The 17,075-nt window shown below is 58.1% G+C and carries 18 protein-coding genes; 5 read left to right on the plus strand and 13 right to left on the minus strand.

The window, feature by feature from the left end:
- Positions 1-265 precede the first annotated feature (265 nt).
- Positions 266-568 (plus strand): hypothetical protein, encoded by a 303-nt coding sequence (locus tag ACG9DO_RS10045; protein WP_394727493.1) that lies wholly within the window; start codon positions 266-268, stop codon positions 566-568.
- A 266-nt stretch (positions 569-834) separates the two neighbouring features.
- On the opposite strand, the gene ACG9DO_RS10050 is transcribed toward ACG9DO_RS10045, so the two are convergent.
- Positions 835-1,872 carry a hypothetical protein gene (locus ACG9DO_RS10050; protein WP_394727495.1) on the minus strand — a complete coding sequence of 346 codons (1,038 nt, stop codon included), beginning with the start codon at positions 1,870-1,872 and terminating at the stop codon, positions 835-837.
- Between the two features lie 532 nt (positions 1,873-2,404).
- Here ACG9DO_RS10050 and ACG9DO_RS10055 point away from each other — a divergent pair.
- Positions 2,405-3,172 (plus strand): hypothetical protein, encoded by a 768-nt coding sequence (locus ACG9DO_RS10055; protein ID WP_394727496.1) that lies wholly within the window; start codon positions 2,405-2,407, stop codon positions 3,170-3,172.
- Between the two features lie 274 nt (positions 3,173-3,446).
- Complete coding sequence (locus ACG9DO_RS10060) at positions 3,447-3,893, plus strand: CHRD domain-containing protein (RefSeq protein ID WP_394727498.1); 447 nt, start codon at positions 3,447-3,449, stop codon at positions 3,891-3,893.
- A gap of 38 nt (positions 3,894-3,931) precedes the next feature.
- Here ACG9DO_RS10060 and ACG9DO_RS10065 read toward each other — a convergent pair whose 3' ends face one another.
- A complete protein-coding gene (locus tag ACG9DO_RS10065) occupies positions 3,932-4,489 on the minus strand; it encodes a septal ring lytic transglycosylase RlpA family protein (protein ID WP_394727500.1) in 558 nt (185 codons plus the stop codon).
- A gap of 953 nt (positions 4,490-5,442) precedes the next feature.
- Complete coding sequence (locus ACG9DO_RS10070) at positions 5,443-6,663, minus strand: argininosuccinate synthase (RefSeq protein WP_394727502.1); 1,221 nt, start codon at positions 6,661-6,663, stop codon at positions 5,443-5,445.
- 159 nt (positions 6,664-6,822) lie between these two features.
- On the opposite strand from ACG9DO_RS10070, the gene ACG9DO_RS10075 reads away from it, so the two are divergent.
- The gene (locus ACG9DO_RS10075; protein ID WP_394727504.1) at positions 6,823-8,211 is read left to right on the plus strand and encodes an acyltransferase; all 1,389 of its coding nucleotides are present in this window, start codon (positions 6,823-6,825) and stop codon (positions 8,209-8,211) included.
- Here the strand turns inward: ACG9DO_RS10075 and ACG9DO_RS10080 are convergent.
- The gene (locus ACG9DO_RS10080; protein ID WP_394727506.1) at positions 8,172-9,452 is read right to left on the minus strand and encodes a class I SAM-dependent methyltransferase; all 1,281 of its coding nucleotides are present in this window, start codon (positions 9,450-9,452) and stop codon (positions 8,172-8,174) included. The two genes, ACG9DO_RS10075 and ACG9DO_RS10080, sit on opposite strands and share 40 nt — an antisense overlap.
- A gap of 59 nt (positions 9,453-9,511) precedes the next feature.
- Positions 9,512-10,816, minus strand: coding sequence for a class I SAM-dependent methyltransferase (locus ACG9DO_RS10085; RefSeq protein WP_394727508.1), 1,305 nt, complete (start codon positions 10,814-10,816; stop codon positions 9,512-9,514).
- Between the two features lie 87 nt (positions 10,817-10,903).
- Here ACG9DO_RS10085 and ACG9DO_RS10090 point away from each other — a divergent pair, with 87 nt between their 5' ends.
- Positions 10,904-11,344: a DUF1801 domain-containing protein gene (locus ACG9DO_RS10090; protein ID WP_394727510.1), complete on the plus strand. Its 441-nt coding sequence runs from the start codon at positions 10,904-10,906 to the stop codon at positions 11,342-11,344.
- A gap of 3 nt (positions 11,345-11,347) precedes the next feature.
- Here ACG9DO_RS10090 and ACG9DO_RS10095 read toward each other — a convergent pair whose 3' ends face one another.
- From ACG9DO_RS10095 to ACG9DO_RS10130, 8 genes are all read right to left on the minus strand, one after another.
- Positions 11,348-12,088 carry a molybdopterin-dependent oxidoreductase gene (locus ACG9DO_RS10095; RefSeq protein ID WP_394727512.1) on the minus strand — a complete coding sequence of 247 codons (741 nt, stop codon included), beginning with the start codon at positions 12,086-12,088 and terminating at the stop codon, positions 11,348-11,350.
- Positions 12,085-12,747 (minus strand): cytochrome b/b6 domain-containing protein, encoded by a 663-nt coding sequence (locus tag ACG9DO_RS10100; protein ID WP_394727514.1) that lies wholly within the window; start codon positions 12,745-12,747, stop codon positions 12,085-12,087. The genes ACG9DO_RS10095 and ACG9DO_RS10100 overlap by 4 nt, the downstream gene beginning before the upstream one ends.
- Positions 12,748-12,772: 25 nt before the next feature.
- Positions 12,773-13,540, minus strand: a complete 768-nt coding sequence (locus ACG9DO_RS10105; RefSeq protein ID WP_394727516.1) for an SDR family oxidoreductase — start codon at positions 13,538-13,540, stop codon at positions 12,773-12,775.
- A gap of 96 nt (positions 13,541-13,636) precedes the next feature.
- Positions 13,637-14,014 carry a glycine zipper 2TM domain-containing protein gene (locus tag ACG9DO_RS10110; RefSeq protein WP_394727518.1) on the minus strand — a complete coding sequence of 126 codons (378 nt, stop codon included), beginning with the start codon at positions 14,012-14,014 and terminating at the stop codon, positions 13,637-13,639.
- A 126-nt stretch (positions 14,015-14,140) separates the two neighbouring features.
- Positions 14,141-14,782: an MOSC domain-containing protein gene (locus ACG9DO_RS10115; RefSeq protein WP_394727520.1), complete on the minus strand. Its 642-nt coding sequence runs from the start codon at positions 14,780-14,782 to the stop codon at positions 14,141-14,143.
- On the minus strand, positions 14,779-16,020 hold the full coding sequence (gene rlmN / locus ACG9DO_RS10120) for a 23S rRNA (adenine(2503)-C(2))-methyltransferase RlmN (protein ID WP_394727522.1): 1,242 nt from the start codon (positions 16,018-16,020) through the stop codon (positions 14,779-14,781). The genes ACG9DO_RS10115 and rlmN overlap by 4 nt, the downstream gene beginning before the upstream one ends.
- A gap of 58 nt (positions 16,021-16,078) precedes the next feature.
- Entirely contained in the window at positions 16,079-16,591 is a 513-nt protein-coding gene (locus ACG9DO_RS10125; RefSeq protein ID WP_394727524.1) for a hypothetical protein, read from the minus strand.
- Complete coding sequence (locus tag ACG9DO_RS10130; protein ID WP_394727526.1) at positions 16,578-17,060, minus strand: GreA/GreB family elongation factor; 483 nt, start codon at positions 17,058-17,060, stop codon at positions 16,578-16,580. The genes ACG9DO_RS10125 and ACG9DO_RS10130 overlap by 14 nt, the downstream gene beginning before the upstream one ends.
- Positions 17,061-17,075 lie beyond the last annotated feature (15 nt).

Genomic DNA, 17,075 nt, shown 5'->3' on the forward strand with positions numbered 1-17,075 from the left:
GCCAATGGAATTGGGGGCGAGCCAGAGGGCGACCGCCCGACGCGCGTTAGCGCGGTAGCCGAGCGAACGGACGTGAGCGCTGGCGCTTGAAGCAAAACAAAAAACTCGCGCGAGGAAATCGCATCCACGGATGTGGGTGCATGAGACAAACAACCCCGCGCCTGAGGCCAAAACAAAAAAAACTCCTTAACCCCCGCGTGCTACCTCTCTTCCCGGAAAAGGGAGGAATCCCCCTTCAAGTAGAGGAGCGGGAGGGGAGAGGAGAATGCCCATGCTCAAGGTCATAGTCCTGCTGGTATCCGGCGTGATCGGCTTTCTGGTCGCGTTTTCGTTTGTGAACAAGGACGAGATCATGGCGGAGGCGGCGAAGCGCATGGACGAGGATTTCGTGCCGCGATGCGTAGCCCGCGCGCAGTTCCCGCCGGAAGTCGCTCACCGCAGCAAAGAGATTTGCGGCTGCATGAAATACGAGTTCGACCAGCGCGGCATGTCGCTCACCGATGCGTTTGGCGAGAAACGCGAGGAAATGCAGCAGATCACGCAGAACTGCATGATGGTGTATCGGTAGGGGGATGCACTCTTGCGGAGTAGAATCTCGGCAACATGTTAAAAAGTACGAGAGGCGGCCGAGTAGCGCAATCGCCAGCCGCTACACCTCCTCTCGTTCTAGCAACGCCTGAATTTTCTTCCTCGTAGTCGCAGAACGAATCTTTCTCGAAACCTTCTCAGCCCATTCTTGACCAAACTCGAAGTCGGGAAAATCCGAGTTTGGCAGCCCAGTCCGGCTCTCTTTTCGGGCCATTTGCACTGCCAACTTTCTAAGTTCCGTCTTCTTCAATCTCGCTCTCCACGGATTTTGCTACGCTGAAGAAACTCGCGATTCAAATCTGGATCAAAATAGTGCTTTCGCTTTATCCAGACTACACCGTCAGCTTTGGAAATGAATACCACGTCCACTGGACCTGCCACTGATTGCAGTGTTGAGTCAATTTTTCTTCGCAATGAAGTGAGCTCAACCAGCGCCTCCGCCATCGCTGCCATTTCCTCTCTCGGAAGACTTCTCACATTTGCCATCAAAGGCTGAATGAAAAATCGATCTCGAAAACTCTTCAGATCGTTTCCGATCCTGTCGTAAATCTCGTCATTGGTTTTTTCCTGCAGCTTTTTTTCTACCAGTTTTTCAGCCGGAGTGCCATCAAAGTTGGCCAAGACGTCGTCCATACGCCTCTGAAGCAACTCGTTCACAATGCCTTTAACGTAACCAAAGTAAGCTGGCGAAAGACCTTCCATAAAAAGGTTTGTCATGTCTTTCTGCGCGAATGCCATGATCTGAGATGGATGAGCTGGGTCGTCTGCAAAATTTGATATTCGACCGTCCCACACACGGACGTGTTCCTTATACCTGCCGTCCACAAAGAACTCGAAGACTTGTGGATGATATTCGTCGCTTCCAAACCCTGCGATCACTACACCAGTCTCCGTCCCTGACTTACATCCTTCCCTGATGAGGTATTCGTAAAGATAATTTTCTAGAGTAACCTTAAGATAGTTCGGCAAATGCTCGGAAAATAGCTCGTCTCTAAAATTATCTATTTGCTTTCGAAAATCGGATAGGAAATCCTCTTTAGATAATTCTGGAACGGCGATATTATTACACCTTGCTAATTCCATCCACTGATTGAGCGTATCTTTGCAAAGTTTACGAAATTCAGTTCGCGAATCGCAATTCGTCAATTCTCGGAGTTCAGATAACTCTTTCAGCATTATTCCTAATACAGTGAGATCGCTTTGAAGTCCGTCTCTCCAAATTGGTTCACCCAGAAACGATTTGAAAGACTTTACGCACTCGGAAACCGTAGTGAATTCATTCAAATTGTTGTCTTTTTGAATGACTTAACAATTGTCTCCCAAGGATAGGAGCAAAACGAAGCGCCTCCGTAAATCATTATGACAATGTCGTTCGCAGGGCCTAGTGAGAATATCTTATTTGTACTCTTCCAAACACGATTTTGGCCGATTGTGACGGCGCTATCAGCAGCGATGGCTATTCCATGATGATTTATAATTGCGATTTCGGCTGTCATTCGTCGATAGTTGACAGTTACAGAAGAAATGCAAGATTTTGCCTATAAATAGCTTGGGAAATCTCGGACCTATTCTCGTTTGCTTGCGGCCCCTTTCCTACTACCCCAATCCATGCCTCACCAATTGCCCCGAAATGCAATCCGTTGAGGCCCGATGACCACGATCTGTTTAGTCCCTCAAAGCCGGGCGGGAGCCTGAAACTCTTGGCGCGCTTGCGGCTCGCTGGCCCTTCGACAAGCTCAGGATGAGCGGCTCGCCGTACTGTCCTACACGCTCCAATAGGTATAAATGGTTCGGCTCCTTTTGACCGGAGCCACTCATGACCGAACTCGTCCGCATTTCCCTGTCCGATCCGCATGCTTCTGTTGAGCGGGTTTCCGATCTGCAAGAGGCTCCTGCCTTCGCAGGAGCTCACGGCGGCAATAGCGACACCCACAAACCCCGCTTCCTCGAACGGCTCTCGCTCACCGGCAATGTCCGCTCGGCCTGCCGTGCGGTCGCCATCACCCCCATGACCGCATACCGCTGGCGGCGCTCATGCCCGCATTTCGCGCGCGGGTGGGAAGCCGCCCTCGTCGTCGCGCGCGCAGCGGCAGAAGAGGTGCTGGCGGACCGCGCGCTCAACGGGGTGGAGGAAAAGGTGTTCTACCACGGCGAGGAGGTCGCGACCCGCGTGCGCTATGACACCCGCCTGCTGCTCGCCCATCTTGCGCGGCTCGATGCCAAGGCGGCAGACCGCAACCTGGCCGAAGCGGCGGCGGACTTCGACGCCGTGCTCGCGCATTTCGAGAAGACAGGCGAGATGCCCGCAGCGGCGATGGCGGCGCGCTCGCCTGAACCGGCGCTGGCACGGCAGGGCGCGCGCCGCGGGGCTGCTGCGCCGCCGCGCGAGGAGGAACCCTCGCTCGAAGAGCTGTATGAGCAGCTGGAGCGGGCGCGGCCCGCAGGCGCTCCTGCGCCCGAGGATCTCGCGGAAGATCACTACCCGGCAGAAGAGGTGCGCGCCGACCAGTTGCTCGCTTTCCTCGACGGGGTGGACGACTGGTGGCTGATCGGGCCGCCGCCCGAGTGGGACGAGGACTGTTGAGCGCTTCAGTTTTCGCTCCCAGGACAGTGTAACATGCGTAACCAACAAGCTTGTTTGTGGGGCTTCAAGCGCCAGCGGCGGCATCCGCCGCCTCGGCTATCCTCGCTTCCGGGCAGGCAAGCTGCCCTCGCTGCGGACGGCCTTGCAGGTGTCCTTTGGACAGCTGCGTCTTCGACTTCGCTTCCGCCCTTTGGGTCGCTGCGCGACCTATTCTAAATCTCTTTCCCGACTCACTTGAGAGGCGTAAATTGGGTCTCTTGAAAGGAGAGGCGGGATGCGTAAGGCGACTTGGGTGTTGGCAGGATTGGGGGCGCTGGGATTGGCGGGGGCCGGAGTGGCTCCGGCGCTGGCGCAGGACGAGTTCGCCTATATCGGCACCAGCCTGTTCGGGGAGAACGAGACCGGTGGCGGCGCGGATGAGGAAGCCTCGGGCGATTTCTCCGCCGAGCTCAACCTGACGACCGGGAAGATGTGCTATTTCCTCGAAGTGCAGAACCTCGAAGGGTTTACTGCGGCGCATATCCACGAGGGCAAGAAGGGCGCGGACGGCCCGCCGGTGGTGACGCTGGAGCTGATGGGTGAGGATGGCGACGAGACGTGCGTCGATGTCGATCCCGAGCTGCTGAAGAAGATCGCGCGGCGCAATGCGAATTACTACGTCAATGTGCACACAGAGGCGTTTCCGAAGGGCGCGATACGGGGCCAGCTCGACGAGAGCTGATATCTGAGGAGCCGGCGCAGGGCGGGCCAGGAAACCAGTTATTCCGCCAGCAGCTCCAGCTCGACGCGCCCGTGCCCGCGGCTGATCAGGCCGAGTTCCTCGGCAGCTGCGCGGCTGAGGTCGATTTCACGGCCTCTTGTGAAAGGGCCGCGGTCATTGATGCGGACGATCACCTGCTTGCCGTTGCGCGGGTTGGTGACGCGAACCTTGCTGCCAAAGGGCAGGGTGCGGTGCGCGGCAGTGTAGGCATGCATGTCGAACGCTTCGCCGCTGGCAGTGGAGCGGCCATGGAAGCGCTTGCCGTAGAAACTTGCAGTGCCGCTGCCGAGTTCCGCGATCACGCGCGGGCCACGGGGCGGCTCGATCTGGGAAAGGTCGACTGCGCCGCCTTCTCCGCTGGGCTCGAACAACGGGAGTTGGTCGTCGAAGGGCTCGAACGCTTGAGCAAATTCGAGTTCCTGCGTGACCGATTCAAGAGGGACGACGTCGCCCTCCTGTGCCAGCGATGCGCTGGCCAGCCCAGCGGTCGCCAGGCCCAGTGTCGCAAGCGACAGAGCGATCAGAAATCGCGGATGTGAGCGGAGCCCGTGTTTCATGGCGACGCTCTTTAGCGGAGCGAAATGAACGCTGGCAAACAAGGTGCTCATCTGGCCGCACAGGAAGGGCGTTGCAGCGCGAAATGCCTCGATATTGAGCCGGAATGAAAAGCGCTGTCCTACTTATCCCACCCTAAGCTAGGCAGTGATTCATCAGCTCTTTGACTTCGCCGAATCATGCGCCCCGCTTTCAACGGGTCAGCTTGCTGGAATTTACCATCGAGCAGGACGCACAAAGCAAATGGGGCCGACATTGCTGCCGACCCCACTCTCACCAGCGCGTGGTCTTCCTTCATGTCTGCATCCGAAGATACTTTCATTTCGGAAGCGCTTGGCGCCCGATGTCTTTCCCTCCGACAAGTCGGTGGGTTTTTCACCGGCGCTCGCACCGGCATCCGGTTCCGCTTTCCCACGGTGCTTGCTGTTCCAGGCCGAAGCCCTTTCCTGCCGCACCCGTCTTCCGGCGGTACCGAGACCGTTCCCCCATAATGGCCTGCTCTCTCAAGCGGCTGAACCTTCGGCCGAAGCCTTTGGCCCTTCCATCGATCGCTGACCGGGTTCCCGATCTTTACAGTGGATCAGCTCGCTCTCTTCTCAAACGATCCCTCTTGTTTCCGGCGTGAGCCTTCTGCATGAGGTCTCTCGAACAGCGCGTGGACAGTCGCCACTGTATCGAAAGTTTGAAAAATTCTCCTGAAATTCAACTCGTTAGAGCTGGATTTCGTTGGAGGTTTGCTCCCTCTCGATGTTTAGAGACTGCGCTCGAATGGCGGTTTTCGCAAGTTCTGCACCCGCTACTTTTCCACTTTTCGCAAGATCGCTTGTGGACGCGAGTGGATAACTCAACTACTCGCCGCAAAACTATGAGAGAAGCCGCGGCAGAGTTCGAAAATTACCAGAAACGCGTGCTCAAACGGGCCAGGACTGCAGTGCAAACGACTCATACGGCTCGCTTATTTTGACCGGTCACGTTTAGCTAGAAGTTTGAGTCGCAGGGCATTGAGCTTGATGAAGCCTTCCGCGTCGTGCTGGTCATAGGCCCCCGCGTCATCCTCGAAAGTCACATGCGCTTCGGAATAGAGCGAATTCGCGCTCTTTCTGCCCACCAGAATCGTATTGCCCTTGTAAAGCTTCAGCCGAACCGTGCCGGTTACCTTTTGCTGGCTGTGATCTATGGCTGCCTGCAACATCTCGCGCTCGGGTGCGAACCAGAAGCCGTTGTAGATGAGCTCGGCATACTTGGGCATCAGCTCGTCCTTGAGGTGCGCTGCGCCGCGATCGAGCGTGATCTGTTCGATGCCGCGATGGGCGGCGGCGTAGATGGTTCCGCCCGGCGTTTCGTACATGCCACGCGATTTCATGCCGACAAAGCGATTCTCGACGAGGTCAAGCCGACCAATTCCGTGCTTGCGGCCAAGCTCGTTGAGTGCCGATAGAAGCGTAGCGGGCGACATCGCCTCGCCATTGAGCGCAACGCCATCGCCGCGCTCAAAGTCGATGGTGATATATTCAACCTCGTCCGGTGCATCTTCCGGATCGACTGTGCGCGAATAGACGTAATCCGGTGTCTCTTCCCACGGATCTTCAAGCACCTTGCCTTCCGAAGACGTGTGCAAAAGGTTCGCATCGGTCGAGAAGGGGCTGTCGCCGCGCTTGTCCTTTGGCACCATGATCTGATGTGCTTCGGCCCATGCGATGAGAGCGGTCCGCGAAGTCAGGTCCCATTCGCGCCAAGGAGCGATGACCTTAATGTCCGGATCGAGGGCATAGGCGGAAAGCTCGAACCGGACCTGGTCGTTACCCTTGCCGGTTGCGCCATGGGCAATTGCGTCAGCGCCAGTCTCATGTGCGATCTCAACCAGGCGCTTGGATATCAGAGGACGGGCGATCGATGTGCCGAGGAGGTAGTCGCCTTCATAGCGGGCATTAGCTCGCATCATCGGAAACACGAAATCGCGCACGAATTCTTCGCGCAGATCTTCGATGAAGATGTGCTTGTCCGGAATGCCCATCGCGCGAGCCTTCTGGCGCGCGGGTTCGATCTCTTCGCCTTGCCCCAGATCAGCGGTGAAGGTGACGACTTCGAGCCCACGCTCGACTTCGAGCCACTTGGCAATGACGGATGTATCAAGACCGCCCGAATAGGCGAGAACAACACGTTTGATATCGGACATGAGCCACGTTCCTGATTGAATTGCTGGGCCCGCTAACAGCAGCGGCGGCCAAGGGCAATGGCAAGGCAATGGTTTGCGCCGCCCGGAAAGGAGATTTGCTTGCACAATGAGAACTGACCTCCAATATCCTCCGAAACACTGCTGAGGGGGAATAGTTCTGTGAATCAAAGCTCTGCGAAGGGATCTGGCGGAAGGCGCAGCCTGTGGTCGCAAGCGCGCGAGCTCTCGCAATTGGCTCCTCCAGAGCGCAATCGCTGGGTCGATTTCCTGCGCGCACTCTCGATCCTCGCCGTGGTGTTCGGGCACTGGCTGGTCGCCGCCCCCTATATCGACGAAGCAGGCGCCGTGCAGGGCGGACATTTGCTCGGCATATTGCCGTGGTCGCAATGGCTGACCTGGGGCTTTCAGGTGATGCCCATTTTCTTCCTCGTCGGTGGTTATTCCAACGGCGTGAGCTGGAGCGCGCGATTGCGCAAGGCCGAGCCAGGGCAAAAGGGTGTGTATCGCGACTGGTTCGCAAGCCGCGTGCAGCGGCTCATCACCCCGGTCTTTCCAGTGCTGCTGCTGTGGGCGGCGCTGGCCTTCGCAATGACCATGGCAGGCATGGACCGCGACAACGTCAAGATGGCGACGCAGCTAGCGCTGGTGCCGGTGTGGTTCCTCGCTGTCTATCTGCTGGTGACCGCAATCACGCCGCTCAGTTTGAAGCTTTGGAAGAAGTTTGGCTGGCTAAGCTTTCTGGGACTGGTGCTCGGTGCGTGGGCGATTGACTATCTCACCCTCTTACAAAATGTGCCCTATGTGAACTTCGCGAACTTCCTTTTCGTCTGGGTCGGCATTCATCAACTCGGCTACGCGTGGCAGGATGGCAGGATTGGAGGCGGTGTCGCTGTGATGCTTCTTGCAGTAGGTCTGGCGGCGCTGGTTTGGCTTACCGTGTTTGGCCCCTATCCGATCGCGATGATCGGTGTTCCCGGCGCGGAGATCACGAACTCCATGCCGCCAACGATTGCTTTGCTGGCATTGGGTGTCACGCAGACGGGCCTCGTACTGACGCTGGAGCCGTGGGGACGCAAGCTGCTCGACAATCTCGCTTTGTGGACTGCCACGGTGCTGATGAACGGCATGATCATGACAGTCTATTTGTGGCATCTGACCGCCTTCGTGCTGGTGATGGTGCTGGCATGGTTGGCCGGCGGAATCGGGCTGGAGATGTATCCTGGCACGGCTGAATGGTGGTGGACACGGCCGATCTGGATTGCGGTTTACATCCTCGCGCTCCTGCCCATGATTGCCGTCTTCGCGCGCGCAGAACGCGTGTTTGGACCAATCCGGGGAGGGCGCACGGTCCCGAAGCTTCGGGTGGTGCTGGGGGTCCTTGCGATCTGCATCGGACTTGCCATGACGGCTGCGATCAGCATTGCGAGCCCCGAAGGCCTGACTGGAGTGCGCCTATGGGTTGTGGCACTGCCCTTTGTCGGAGCGGCACTGATGGGCTTCGGCCCGGTCTATGTCTGGTTCAAACGAGAGCCGGCTGAGGCTGCCTGACCGAGCAGGTTCTTCTCGGTCTCGCCCATGTAATCGCGGGTCAGCGGAAGCGTGTGGCGGTTCTTCGCGAACTGGATCTGGTAATTGCCCATACCGCCGCTTTCGAAGGCAGCGGTCGCACCGGCGAGGTAAAAGGTCCACATGCGGTAGAAGCGTTCGTCCATCATAGCGATGATGGCCTCCCGGTTTGCCTCGCAGTTGGCGTACCACTCGCGCAGGGTCCTGGCGTAGTGGAGCCGCAGCGTCTCGATATCGGTATGGATCAGGCGGCATCTCTCGCTCGCCGCGAGCGTCTCTGACAGAGCAGGGATGTAACCGCCGGGAAAGATGTATTTGCTGGTGAAGGCGTCCGTCTTGCCGGGGCCACCGAAGCGCCCGATCGTGTGCAAGAGCATCACGCCGGTATCTGTGAGCAGGTTATGGCAAGAGCGGAAAAATTCTTCGAATTGCGGTCTGCCCACATGTTCGAACATGCCGACGGACACGATCCGGTCGAACTGGTGGCCTTGCTTGGCAAGGTCGCGATAATCGACGAGCTGGAAGGACACCCGGTCAGCTACGCCTGCATCTTGGGCGCGCTGTTTGGCAAGGGCCAACTGTTGCTCCGAGAGCGTGATACCGGTTACCGTCATATCGAAATGCTTGGCGAGGTAGATCGCCATTCCGCCCCATCCGCAACCGATATCGAGGACACGCTGCCCGCGCCGCAAGTCGAGTTTCGCGGCGATATGCGCGAGCTTGGCTTCCTGTGCCTGAGCCAACGTCATGCCGTCGCGCGGCCAATAGGCGCAGCTGTATTGCATATGCTCGGGATCGAGCATCAGTTTGTAGAGTTCGTTGCCGATATCATAATGATGCGCGACGTTGCGCCTCGACGAGCGGGCCTCGTTGACCTGACCGGCAAGGAACTTCGCGCGGTCGCGAAACTTGCGCCAGGGCGAGGGGCCTCTCAGCTCCGCCCCCCGCTCAAATGGCTTGTTCATGCGAATGAGTTGTACGAGGCTCATCACATCGCCTTGCTCAATGACGATGCGGCCGTCCATGTAGGCTTCGCCAGCGCCAAGCCGCGGGTCGAGCAAGATGTCGCGGGCGGCCTTGTTGTCCGTCAGCCGGATCGCGACTTCAGGATAACCTGGTTCAGGCGCGCCAAGTTCGTACCTGGCGCCTGATGGCATCGTAATCATCAAGCGTCCATGCTTAATGGCAGAGCCAAGAAAACGATCGATCAACGCGTTGCTCAAGACTGCTCCTGTGTTCTGCGCCCTCTTAAATACTTCTTTCGCACAAGTGATGCGGCAGGTTACTCCGCAGCCTCTTTCAGCGCCGGATCGAACCGCCAGCTGGGAACCTTGCCAACAGAGCGCAGCCGCGCTTCCTCAAGCTCGAGATACTCCCGCGTCATCGGGATTGCTGCGCGGTCCTTCACATATTGGATCTGCCAGTTGACCATCGTGCCGTGGCGGAAGCTCTGTTCTGCGCCGGCAAGATAGAACAGCCACATCCGGTAGAAGGTGTCGTCATACATCTCCGTGATTTCCTCACGGTGCATGACAGTGCGGTTGTACCATTCCTCCAGCGTGTGCGAGTAATGGAACCGCATCGCTTCGACGTCCATTACCTGCCAGCCATTCTTCTCGCTTTCTGTCACCAGCTCTGAGAGCGCGGGGATATAACCGCCAGGGAAGATATATTTGCGGGTCCAGGCATCGGTAAAGCCGGGAGGGCCGGTGCGCCCGCAGCAATGGCTCACCATCACGCCCTGATCGGTCAGCAAGCGGTTGGTGTGCTCGAAGAACTGCGGGTAGTGGATCGTTCCGACATGTTCGAGCACGCCGACCGATGAAATGCGATCAAACGTGCCCTGGACATCGCGATAGTCCATCAGTTCGAACTTGACTTTGTCCGCCACGCCAGCGGCTTCAGCGCGTTCCTGACAGAACTTGATCTGGTCAGGGGCGAGCGCGACGCCGAGCACTTCGACGCCATACATCTCGTGGAGATACATTGCGAAGCCACCCCAGCCGCATCCGATATCGAGGACGCGCATCCCTTCGCACTGACCCGGCTGCATATAGAGCTTGGCCGCGATATGCGCTTTCTTGTCCATCTGCGCCTGCTCGAGCGAGGTGGTCTCCGGGTCCCCACGGTAATAGGCCATGGTGTATTGGCGGTCTTCGTCGAGGAAGCGTTCGTAGAGCTCGCGCGTGAGGTTGTAGGTGAATTCGGCGTTTTTGCGCGCGCTGGAGCGCAAATTGATCCCGTCGAGCTTTGCGATCGCTTTCTGCGCCAGTTTGCCGAGTTTGCCTTGCGACTGGATCGCGCTGTCGCCGATGCGCTTCGTGTTCATCGTAACGAACAGGATCAGGTCACGCACGTCATGCGGTTCCTCGATCACCAGCCATTCCCACATGAAGGCTTCGCCCGCGCCCAGCTGAGGATAGCGGGCGATATGGTTGGCAGCCTTGGGATGAGTCAGCTTGATTTTCAGCGGTTGGACTTGCTCAGGGGACGGCGCGCCGAATTCATAGACCTTGCCATCGTGATCGGTGACAACAAGCTGGCCTTCGCGAATGACCTTCTTCAGAAATTTATCAAGCAACCACATGATCTTGCTGGTCCCCTCTGTCCGCTCCAGATGACAGACTGCGTTGTGGGCGCTAGCCTGTCAATGCGAGACTGGGGAGGGGCGGTGATGGCAGAGGCGAAGACGCAGATCACGGAAGTCGTTCCGGCTGACTTCATCGCTGGCGTTGAGCCTGAGGCAAAACGCGAAGAAGCCAAGAATATCGATGCGCTCTTTCGCAAGATTACGGGCGAAAAGCCGCAAATGTGGGGCCCCTCGATCATCGGTTACGGACAATATCGCACAACCTATGCCAGTGGGCGCGACGTGCATTGGATGCGCGCGGGGTTCTCACCGCGAAAGGCCAGGCACTCACTATACCTCATGGGTGGCTATTGCGATGACATAGCAGCCAAGCGCCGTGACGAACTGCTAGCCAAGCTGGGCAAGTACACAACCGGCAAGAGCTGCCTTTACATCAACAAGCTTGCTGATGTGGATATGGGCGTGCTGGAGCAGATGATCACCTCCGATTGGGAAGCGATGCAGCGCAAATATCCAGAAAGCTGAAGGTCAGATCCCCGCATACCATTGGTAATCCGCGCGGTCTTCCCAATAGCCGCCTTTGCCTTCGCCAATATCGTCCAGGCTCGCCACCGCTTCGATCGCGGTAAGGTACTTGGGATGCTTGTAGCCCAATTGCCGCTCAACCCGCATCCGCAAGGGTGCGCCATTGCCTTCCGGAACGGGCTCTCCGTTCAGCATATGCGCGACAATGGTTTGCGGGTGATAGGCATCGACCATATCGATGCTCTCGTAATAATCGCCGCCATTAAGCCTATCGGCGCAGCGGAACACGATGAAGTTGGCTTCTTCCATCACACCAGCCTGATCGAGCAGCAGCGACAGCTGAGGCCCGGTCCATTCGCCAATCGCGCTCCAGCCTTCAACGCAATCGTGTCGGGTGATCTGAGTGCGTTGGGGCAGGGCGCGAATGTTGTCCAGCGTAAGAGATAGCGGTGTCGCGACCAGCCCACGCACATCCAGCCGCCAATCCTCAAAGCCATTGACCAATTGCTCGCGATAGAAATCGGTATCGACAGTGCGAGAACCGTTTGCGCGGAAGGTGGGGGAGCGATCTTCAGGTGCATACTCACGCGCCAGCGCTTGCCTGTTCGCGAGTGCGCGATGCGCTTTCATGTGCCAGTCCTCGGCCGCATCCATCAGCGCAGAACCGGTCTTGCTATCGGCAATCTTGGAGCAGGCTCCGGTGAAAAGGGCGGCAATCCCCGCCAATGCGGCTCTGCGTTTCATGCCTTACCTCCTGTAATCATGTCCCAGACGTAGCGGACCGGCTTATTGAGCAACACCAATGTGATATGCACCACGAAGAACGCGAAAGTCGCAAAGGCGAAGATGAAGTGGAGCGATCGCGCGCTTTGCCGTCCGCCCAGTATATCGACCAGCCAAGGCGCGGCTGGCTCAAAGCCCGGGCTGATCGCAAGGCCGGTGAAGACCATCATCGGCAGAAAGATGCCCAGGACCACGCCGTAGGACAGCTTCTGGAGGAAGTTGAACTTGGCATCGCCATGATCGAAATTGAGCTTCAGGTGCTCGACAATATCATTCCAGATCGCGGACGGGCTCCATTCGCGCGGGGAAGTCCTGAGGTCACGCCAGAAGTGGCGATTGAGCAGCATGGCAATCCACATGAACAGCAGCGCGAGCGCAAACGGCCAGGCGGCTAGAATGTGCCAGTCACGCGCTTGCGCGAGGCTGTAGTAGTCAGGGATGGTCATCCAGCCCGGAAAGCGCGGCACGTGCAACCATGCATCCGCTGCATCAAAGCCATAATCGCCCCAGTAAAGGCGGCGATGGCCGTTCGATATGTTCAGCCCGCTCATGAACAATATCGTGAGGCTGATAAAATTGATCCAGTGCCACAGCCTTGTCGATAACGCGTGCTTTTTCACGAACTCTCCTGTCCAAGTGGCTCAGTCAATTGAGCGCGGCCATCTCCCGCGCCAGGTAGATGACGTCCCGATCCTGATTCAGCAGGTGCTGCCCGCTGTCGATGAAGAGTGTTTCACCGCTGCGCAGACTGCCGCTGGCCAAGAACAGCGCCGCGTCGGCGATTTCATTCGCGGCTGTCTTGCGCGCAAGCGGATTGAGCCTGTGCGATAGCTCGGTCTCGTCTTCGGTCTGATCGTGGCTCGCAAGGATTGCGCCCGGTGCGAGGCCGTAGATCCGATCTTCGCTGTGCTGGTGCGCGATCGCCATCATTGGGATGGTCGCATCCAGCGCGTGCTTGCTCATGGTGTAGCTGAAGAAGTCCGGATTGGGGTTCTCAAGCTTCTGGTCAGTAACCTGGATAACGCGCCGGCCACCCTCGGCTGATGCCGAAGAGAGAAAGGCTTGCGCCATGCGGGCAGGAGTGACAGCGTTGACTTGCATTGCTTCCCGGTTCGTTTCGGGATCGAGCGCGGTTACACTGTCGTAATCAAAAACCGATGCGCTGTTGACGAGGCAACGCCAATTGGAAGTTTTCCGAGCAAGAGTTTCGACCATCGCGACCGCTGCTTCCCCATCATTTAGGTCACAGCCGATTGTCTCTGCCGATGGCAATGTCTTGGCGAGCGCATCTGCTTCGCCGCTCGAGCTGCGATAATGAATGATGACGTGCCAGCCGGCGTCGGCAAATCGGCGGACAATCGCGGCGCCAATCCGGACGGCGCCACCTGTGACGAGAACTGCGGGCGGGTTCATCACCCACTTTGATCACACAATGCCGCATAAGAAAAGGCCGCAAGTCCCAATATCGGGAATTGCGGTCCTCTCAATTTCCGAGATGCGATCAGTCGCTTAACGGCATTTCAGGCTTCCGCGATCGATTTCGCGGCCAATGATCGCGCCCGCTGCTCCGCCCAGGATCGCTCCGAGTGTCTTGTCGCCGCGGCCAGCCAGCTCGTGGCCCGCTAACGCACCAACGCCAGCACCAATGACGAGGCCCGTCGTGCCGTTGTCACGTTTGCAATAATACTTTCCGTCCTTGCCCTGCCACATATAGCTGGAGCGCGTGATCCGGCGCGGCTCGAGGTAATATCCGCGAGAATCGTAAATTGCGGCGCGATCCTTGGCGCGTTTGCCGTGTGCCGGCGCATGGGGCGGCGGGTCAGCAAGGACAGGGGCTGCCGGAATGGTGAGCGCCGCAGCGGCGATAGCAAGTACAGTCTTTTTCATCGGAGTATCCTCAATAGAATTTTGTGAGGTTTCTAATGCAGCTAGAGGCGACAACCCAAGCTGAACATCCAGAGTTTCCGCGCCATTAAGGACTGGATGCCCCTCGTTTGCGGTAACTTGAAAGGTTCAGCTGTCGGCGCGCCGAGCAGCGCGGGCTTTGTGATCGGGGCTCAGTCGGTCCAATGCGGCTAGCTGAGCCAAATTGTCCTTGTCCGAAATGGGTGAAAACAGTGTCAGAAATGCCCGTTCGACGCTCCAACTCTCATGGCCCGTCTCGACACGCTCGAGCGTGTCACCTGGCTTAGCGACACCTTCCTCCAAGACCCGGAAATACCAGCCGCATTTGCCCGTTTCGATGATCATTGCGACCATGCCCTTGCGCTGAAAGCGGTGTTCAATCTTCCAGCATGGCTGGCGTGACTGGCTGATCTCGAGCAGTGCCGAGCCAAGTCGAAAGCGGTCACCGATATGGACCTGTGCTTCATCGATCCCTTGCACGGCAAGATTGCTGCCGAACGCGCCGGGCTGGTCAAGCAGTTCGTGACCCATCAGTGCGCCGCGCCAGAATTCATGGTGGTCAAGCGGATAGAGATGAATTGCCATCTCCGGGCCGCCATGGTGCTTGCGGTCGGCCTGCTCGTCGGACTCGATGCCTTCAAGGGTGATCCTTACCGCACCATCGACCGGTTGTTTTGCGAAAGCGCTCTTCTCCGCTCCGTTGAACGGCACAGGCTTGCCCGTGCAAATCGCCTCGACGGTCCAACTCATTGGGCCACTGCTGCCTCGGCAGCTTCGCGATCCCGCTGCGCGCGGCTTTTCTTCTCGGCCGCTGTTTTGAGCTGCCCGCAGGCCGCATCGATGTCCCGGCCCCTCGGAGTACGCACAGGCGCGCTGATCCCGCCTTCAAATACGATGTTCGAAAAAGCCTTGATCCGTTCTGGCGAGGAGCACTCGTATTGAGAACCGGGCCACGGATTGAACGGAATGAGGTTCACTTTCGCTGGCAGTTTGTAATCGCGGATCAGCCGGACGAGCTCTCGCGCATGCTCGTCGCTATCGTTCTTGTCCTTGAGCATGACATATTCGAACGTGATCCTGCGGGCATTGCTTGCGCCCGGATACGCCGCGCAGGCTTCGAGCAATTCCTCGATCCCGTACTTCTTGTTGAGCGGGACGATTTCGTCGCGGATTTCCTTGGTCACTGCGTGCAGGCTGACAGCAAGGTTCACACCGATCTCCTCGCCGCAGCGCTCCATCATCGGCACCACTCCGCTGGTGGAAAGAGTAATGCGGCGCTTCGACAAAGCTAGCCCTTCGCCGTCCATCACGAGGTTCAATGCATCGCGCACGTTCTCAAAATTGTAGAGCGGCTCACCCATACCCATCATCACGATGTTGGTCAGTAGACGCCCGTCCGCGCGATATTCGCTTTCATCGGCATCATCGCTGAAATCCATCTTGCCCTTGGGCCATTCACCCAGCGCATCGCGCGCCAACATCACCTGACCGACGATCTCTCCGGGAGTGAGGTTGCGCACCAGTTTCATCGTCCCCGTGTGGCAGAAGCGGCAATTGAGTGTGCATCCGACCTGGCTGGATACACACAGCGTTCCGCGATCTGCATCAGGGATGAAAACCATCTCAAAGTCGTGGCCATCAGCGGTTCGCAGCAGCCATTTGCGTGTTCCGTCAGTCGAATGCTGCGCTTCGACAACCTGGGGACGGGCGATCACAAAGCGTTCTTCGAGCCATGGCCGCATGGTTTTGGAAATGTCCGTCATCGCGCTGAACTCGGACGCGCCGCGGTGGTAGATCCAGTGGAAGACCTGTTTTGAGCGCAGCTTGGCTTGCTTTGCGTCAAGTCCGGCTTCTGCAAAAAGCTCGCGAATGCGCGACTTTGGAAGGCCCATCAGGTCGATACGGCCATCGGCGCGCGGCGTGATGTCACGCGCGACGGGTACGGGATCCACCTGTCCGGGGATCGACATGAGGGTCGTGTCTGCCATGATTGAGCGCGCATATAAGGCGCGATGGGCGATTTGGCTAGCGGGGACGCATAGTGGATCAGCTGCGCGTTGAGCAGCCCAATTGTGCCGCATCAATCGCGGTTGCTGCCCCTTGCAGATCATACCGATTGGTGAACAGGCGTCCGCGCGCGTCAGTACCGCGCACAGTCATTCGCGTGGCGGACCGCATCGCCGCGAGGACCTGTGCATCCATCCGCTGATCGCTGGTCCACGCATCTCCGCCGCCACCCCGCAGAGCCCAGGACTTCCCGTCAATGATCAGGGTGACGCGTGAGTTCTGTCTGATCTGGCGGGACAAGCGGAAATGCAGCTGATTGCGAATGCCTTGTTCAGGCCATGTGCCAACGCTCGCATAGGGCTCGTAGTCGCGGTATTTCTCGCTCTCGAGCACCGGCGCGTCGGCTTTGGCAATGGCATAACAGCGAGGGGATTCCGCATCGCGGAAAGCCGCCCAGTTCCCGAACACTCCCAGGTCCTGCTTCGCGGCGAGGGGAAGCGCGGTAAGACAAAGAACGAGCGCAATCGCAAAGGCTGGCTTACGAATAGTCAATCGCGACCACTTCCCATTCTTTTTCACCGCCGGGCAAGCGCACGGTCCTCAGATCGCCCACTTCAGCGCCTCGCAGGGCTTTCGCCATAGGTGAACTCCATCCGATCAGCCCCTTGCCAGCGTCCTGTTCGTCGTCACCGACAAGTGTAACCATGCGTTCATTATCGTTTTCATCGGTGAGCGTCACCTTTGCGCCGAAGAATATCCGCGATTTGTCTGGTTGCTCTGCCGGATTCACAACGCGCAGCGCTTTCATGCGCTTCGCCAGATGCGCAAGTTCCCGGTCGATTTCGCGCATGCGCTTGCGCCCGTAAAGGTAATCGCCGTTCTCGCTGCGGTCACCATTGCCAGCCGCCCAGCTGACGATCTCAACGATTTCCGGGCGTTCTTTACCGAGCAAGTGGTCATAACGCGCCTTGAGCGCGGCCATGCCTACAGCCGTAATCGGAGGACCGTCCACATTTGCCATTGCCGAGCGCTGATA

Origin of the sequence: Altererythrobacter sp. GH1-8, assembly GCF_043702085.1 — a bacterium.
In the GTDB taxonomy this organism is placed as follows: domain Bacteria; phylum Pseudomonadota; class Alphaproteobacteria; order Sphingomonadales; family Sphingomonadaceae; genus Erythrobacter.

Bases quoted from the DNA above. Each gene is read 5' to 3' on its own strand.
- ACG9DO_RS10045 (WP_394727493.1), top strand. From the start codon at position 266: ATGCCCATGCTCAAGGTCATAGTCCTGCTGGTATCCGGCGTGATCGGC.
- ACG9DO_RS10055 (WP_394727496.1), top strand. From the start codon at position 2,405: ATGACCGAACTCGTCCGCATTTCCCTGTCCGATCCGCATGCTTCTGTT.
- ACG9DO_RS10060 (WP_394727498.1), top strand. From the start codon at position 3,447: ATGCGTAAGGCGACTTGGGTGTTGGCAGGATTGGGGGCGCTGGGATTG.
- ACG9DO_RS10065 (WP_394727500.1), bottom strand. From the start codon at position 4,489: ATGAAACACGGGCTCCGCTCACATCCGCGATTTCTGATCGCTCTGTCG.
- ACG9DO_RS10070 (WP_394727502.1), bottom strand. From the start codon at position 6,663: ATGTCCGATATCAAACGTGTTGTTCTCGCCTATTCGGGCGGTCTTGAT.
- ACG9DO_RS10085 (WP_394727508.1), bottom strand. From the start codon at position 10,816: ATGTGGTTGCTTGATAAATTTCTGAAGAAGGTCATTCGCGAAGGCCAG.
- ACG9DO_RS10090 (WP_394727510.1), top strand. From the start codon at position 10,904: ATGGCAGAGGCGAAGACGCAGATCACGGAAGTCGTTCCGGCTGACTTC.
- ACG9DO_RS10095 (WP_394727512.1), bottom strand. From the start codon at position 12,088: ATGAAACGCAGAGCCGCATTGGCGGGGATTGCCGCCCTTTTCACCGGA.
- ACG9DO_RS10105 (WP_394727516.1), bottom strand. From the start codon at position 13,540: ATGAACCCGCCCGCAGTTCTCGTCACAGGTGGCGCCGTCCGGATTGGC.
- ACG9DO_RS10110 (WP_394727518.1), bottom strand. From the start codon at position 14,014: ATGAAAAAGACTGTACTTGCTATCGCCGCTGCGGCGCTCACCATTCCG.
- ACG9DO_RS10115 (WP_394727520.1), bottom strand. From the start codon at position 14,782: ATGAGTTGGACCGTCGAGGCGATTTGCACGGGCAAGCCTGTGCCGTTC.
- rlmN (WP_394727522.1), bottom strand. From the start codon at position 16,020: ATGGCAGACACGACCCTCATGTCGATCCCCGGACAGGTGGATCCCGTA.
- ACG9DO_RS10130 (WP_394727526.1), bottom strand. From the start codon at position 17,060: ATGGCAAATGTGGACGGTCCTCCGATTACGGCTGTAGGCATGGCCGCG.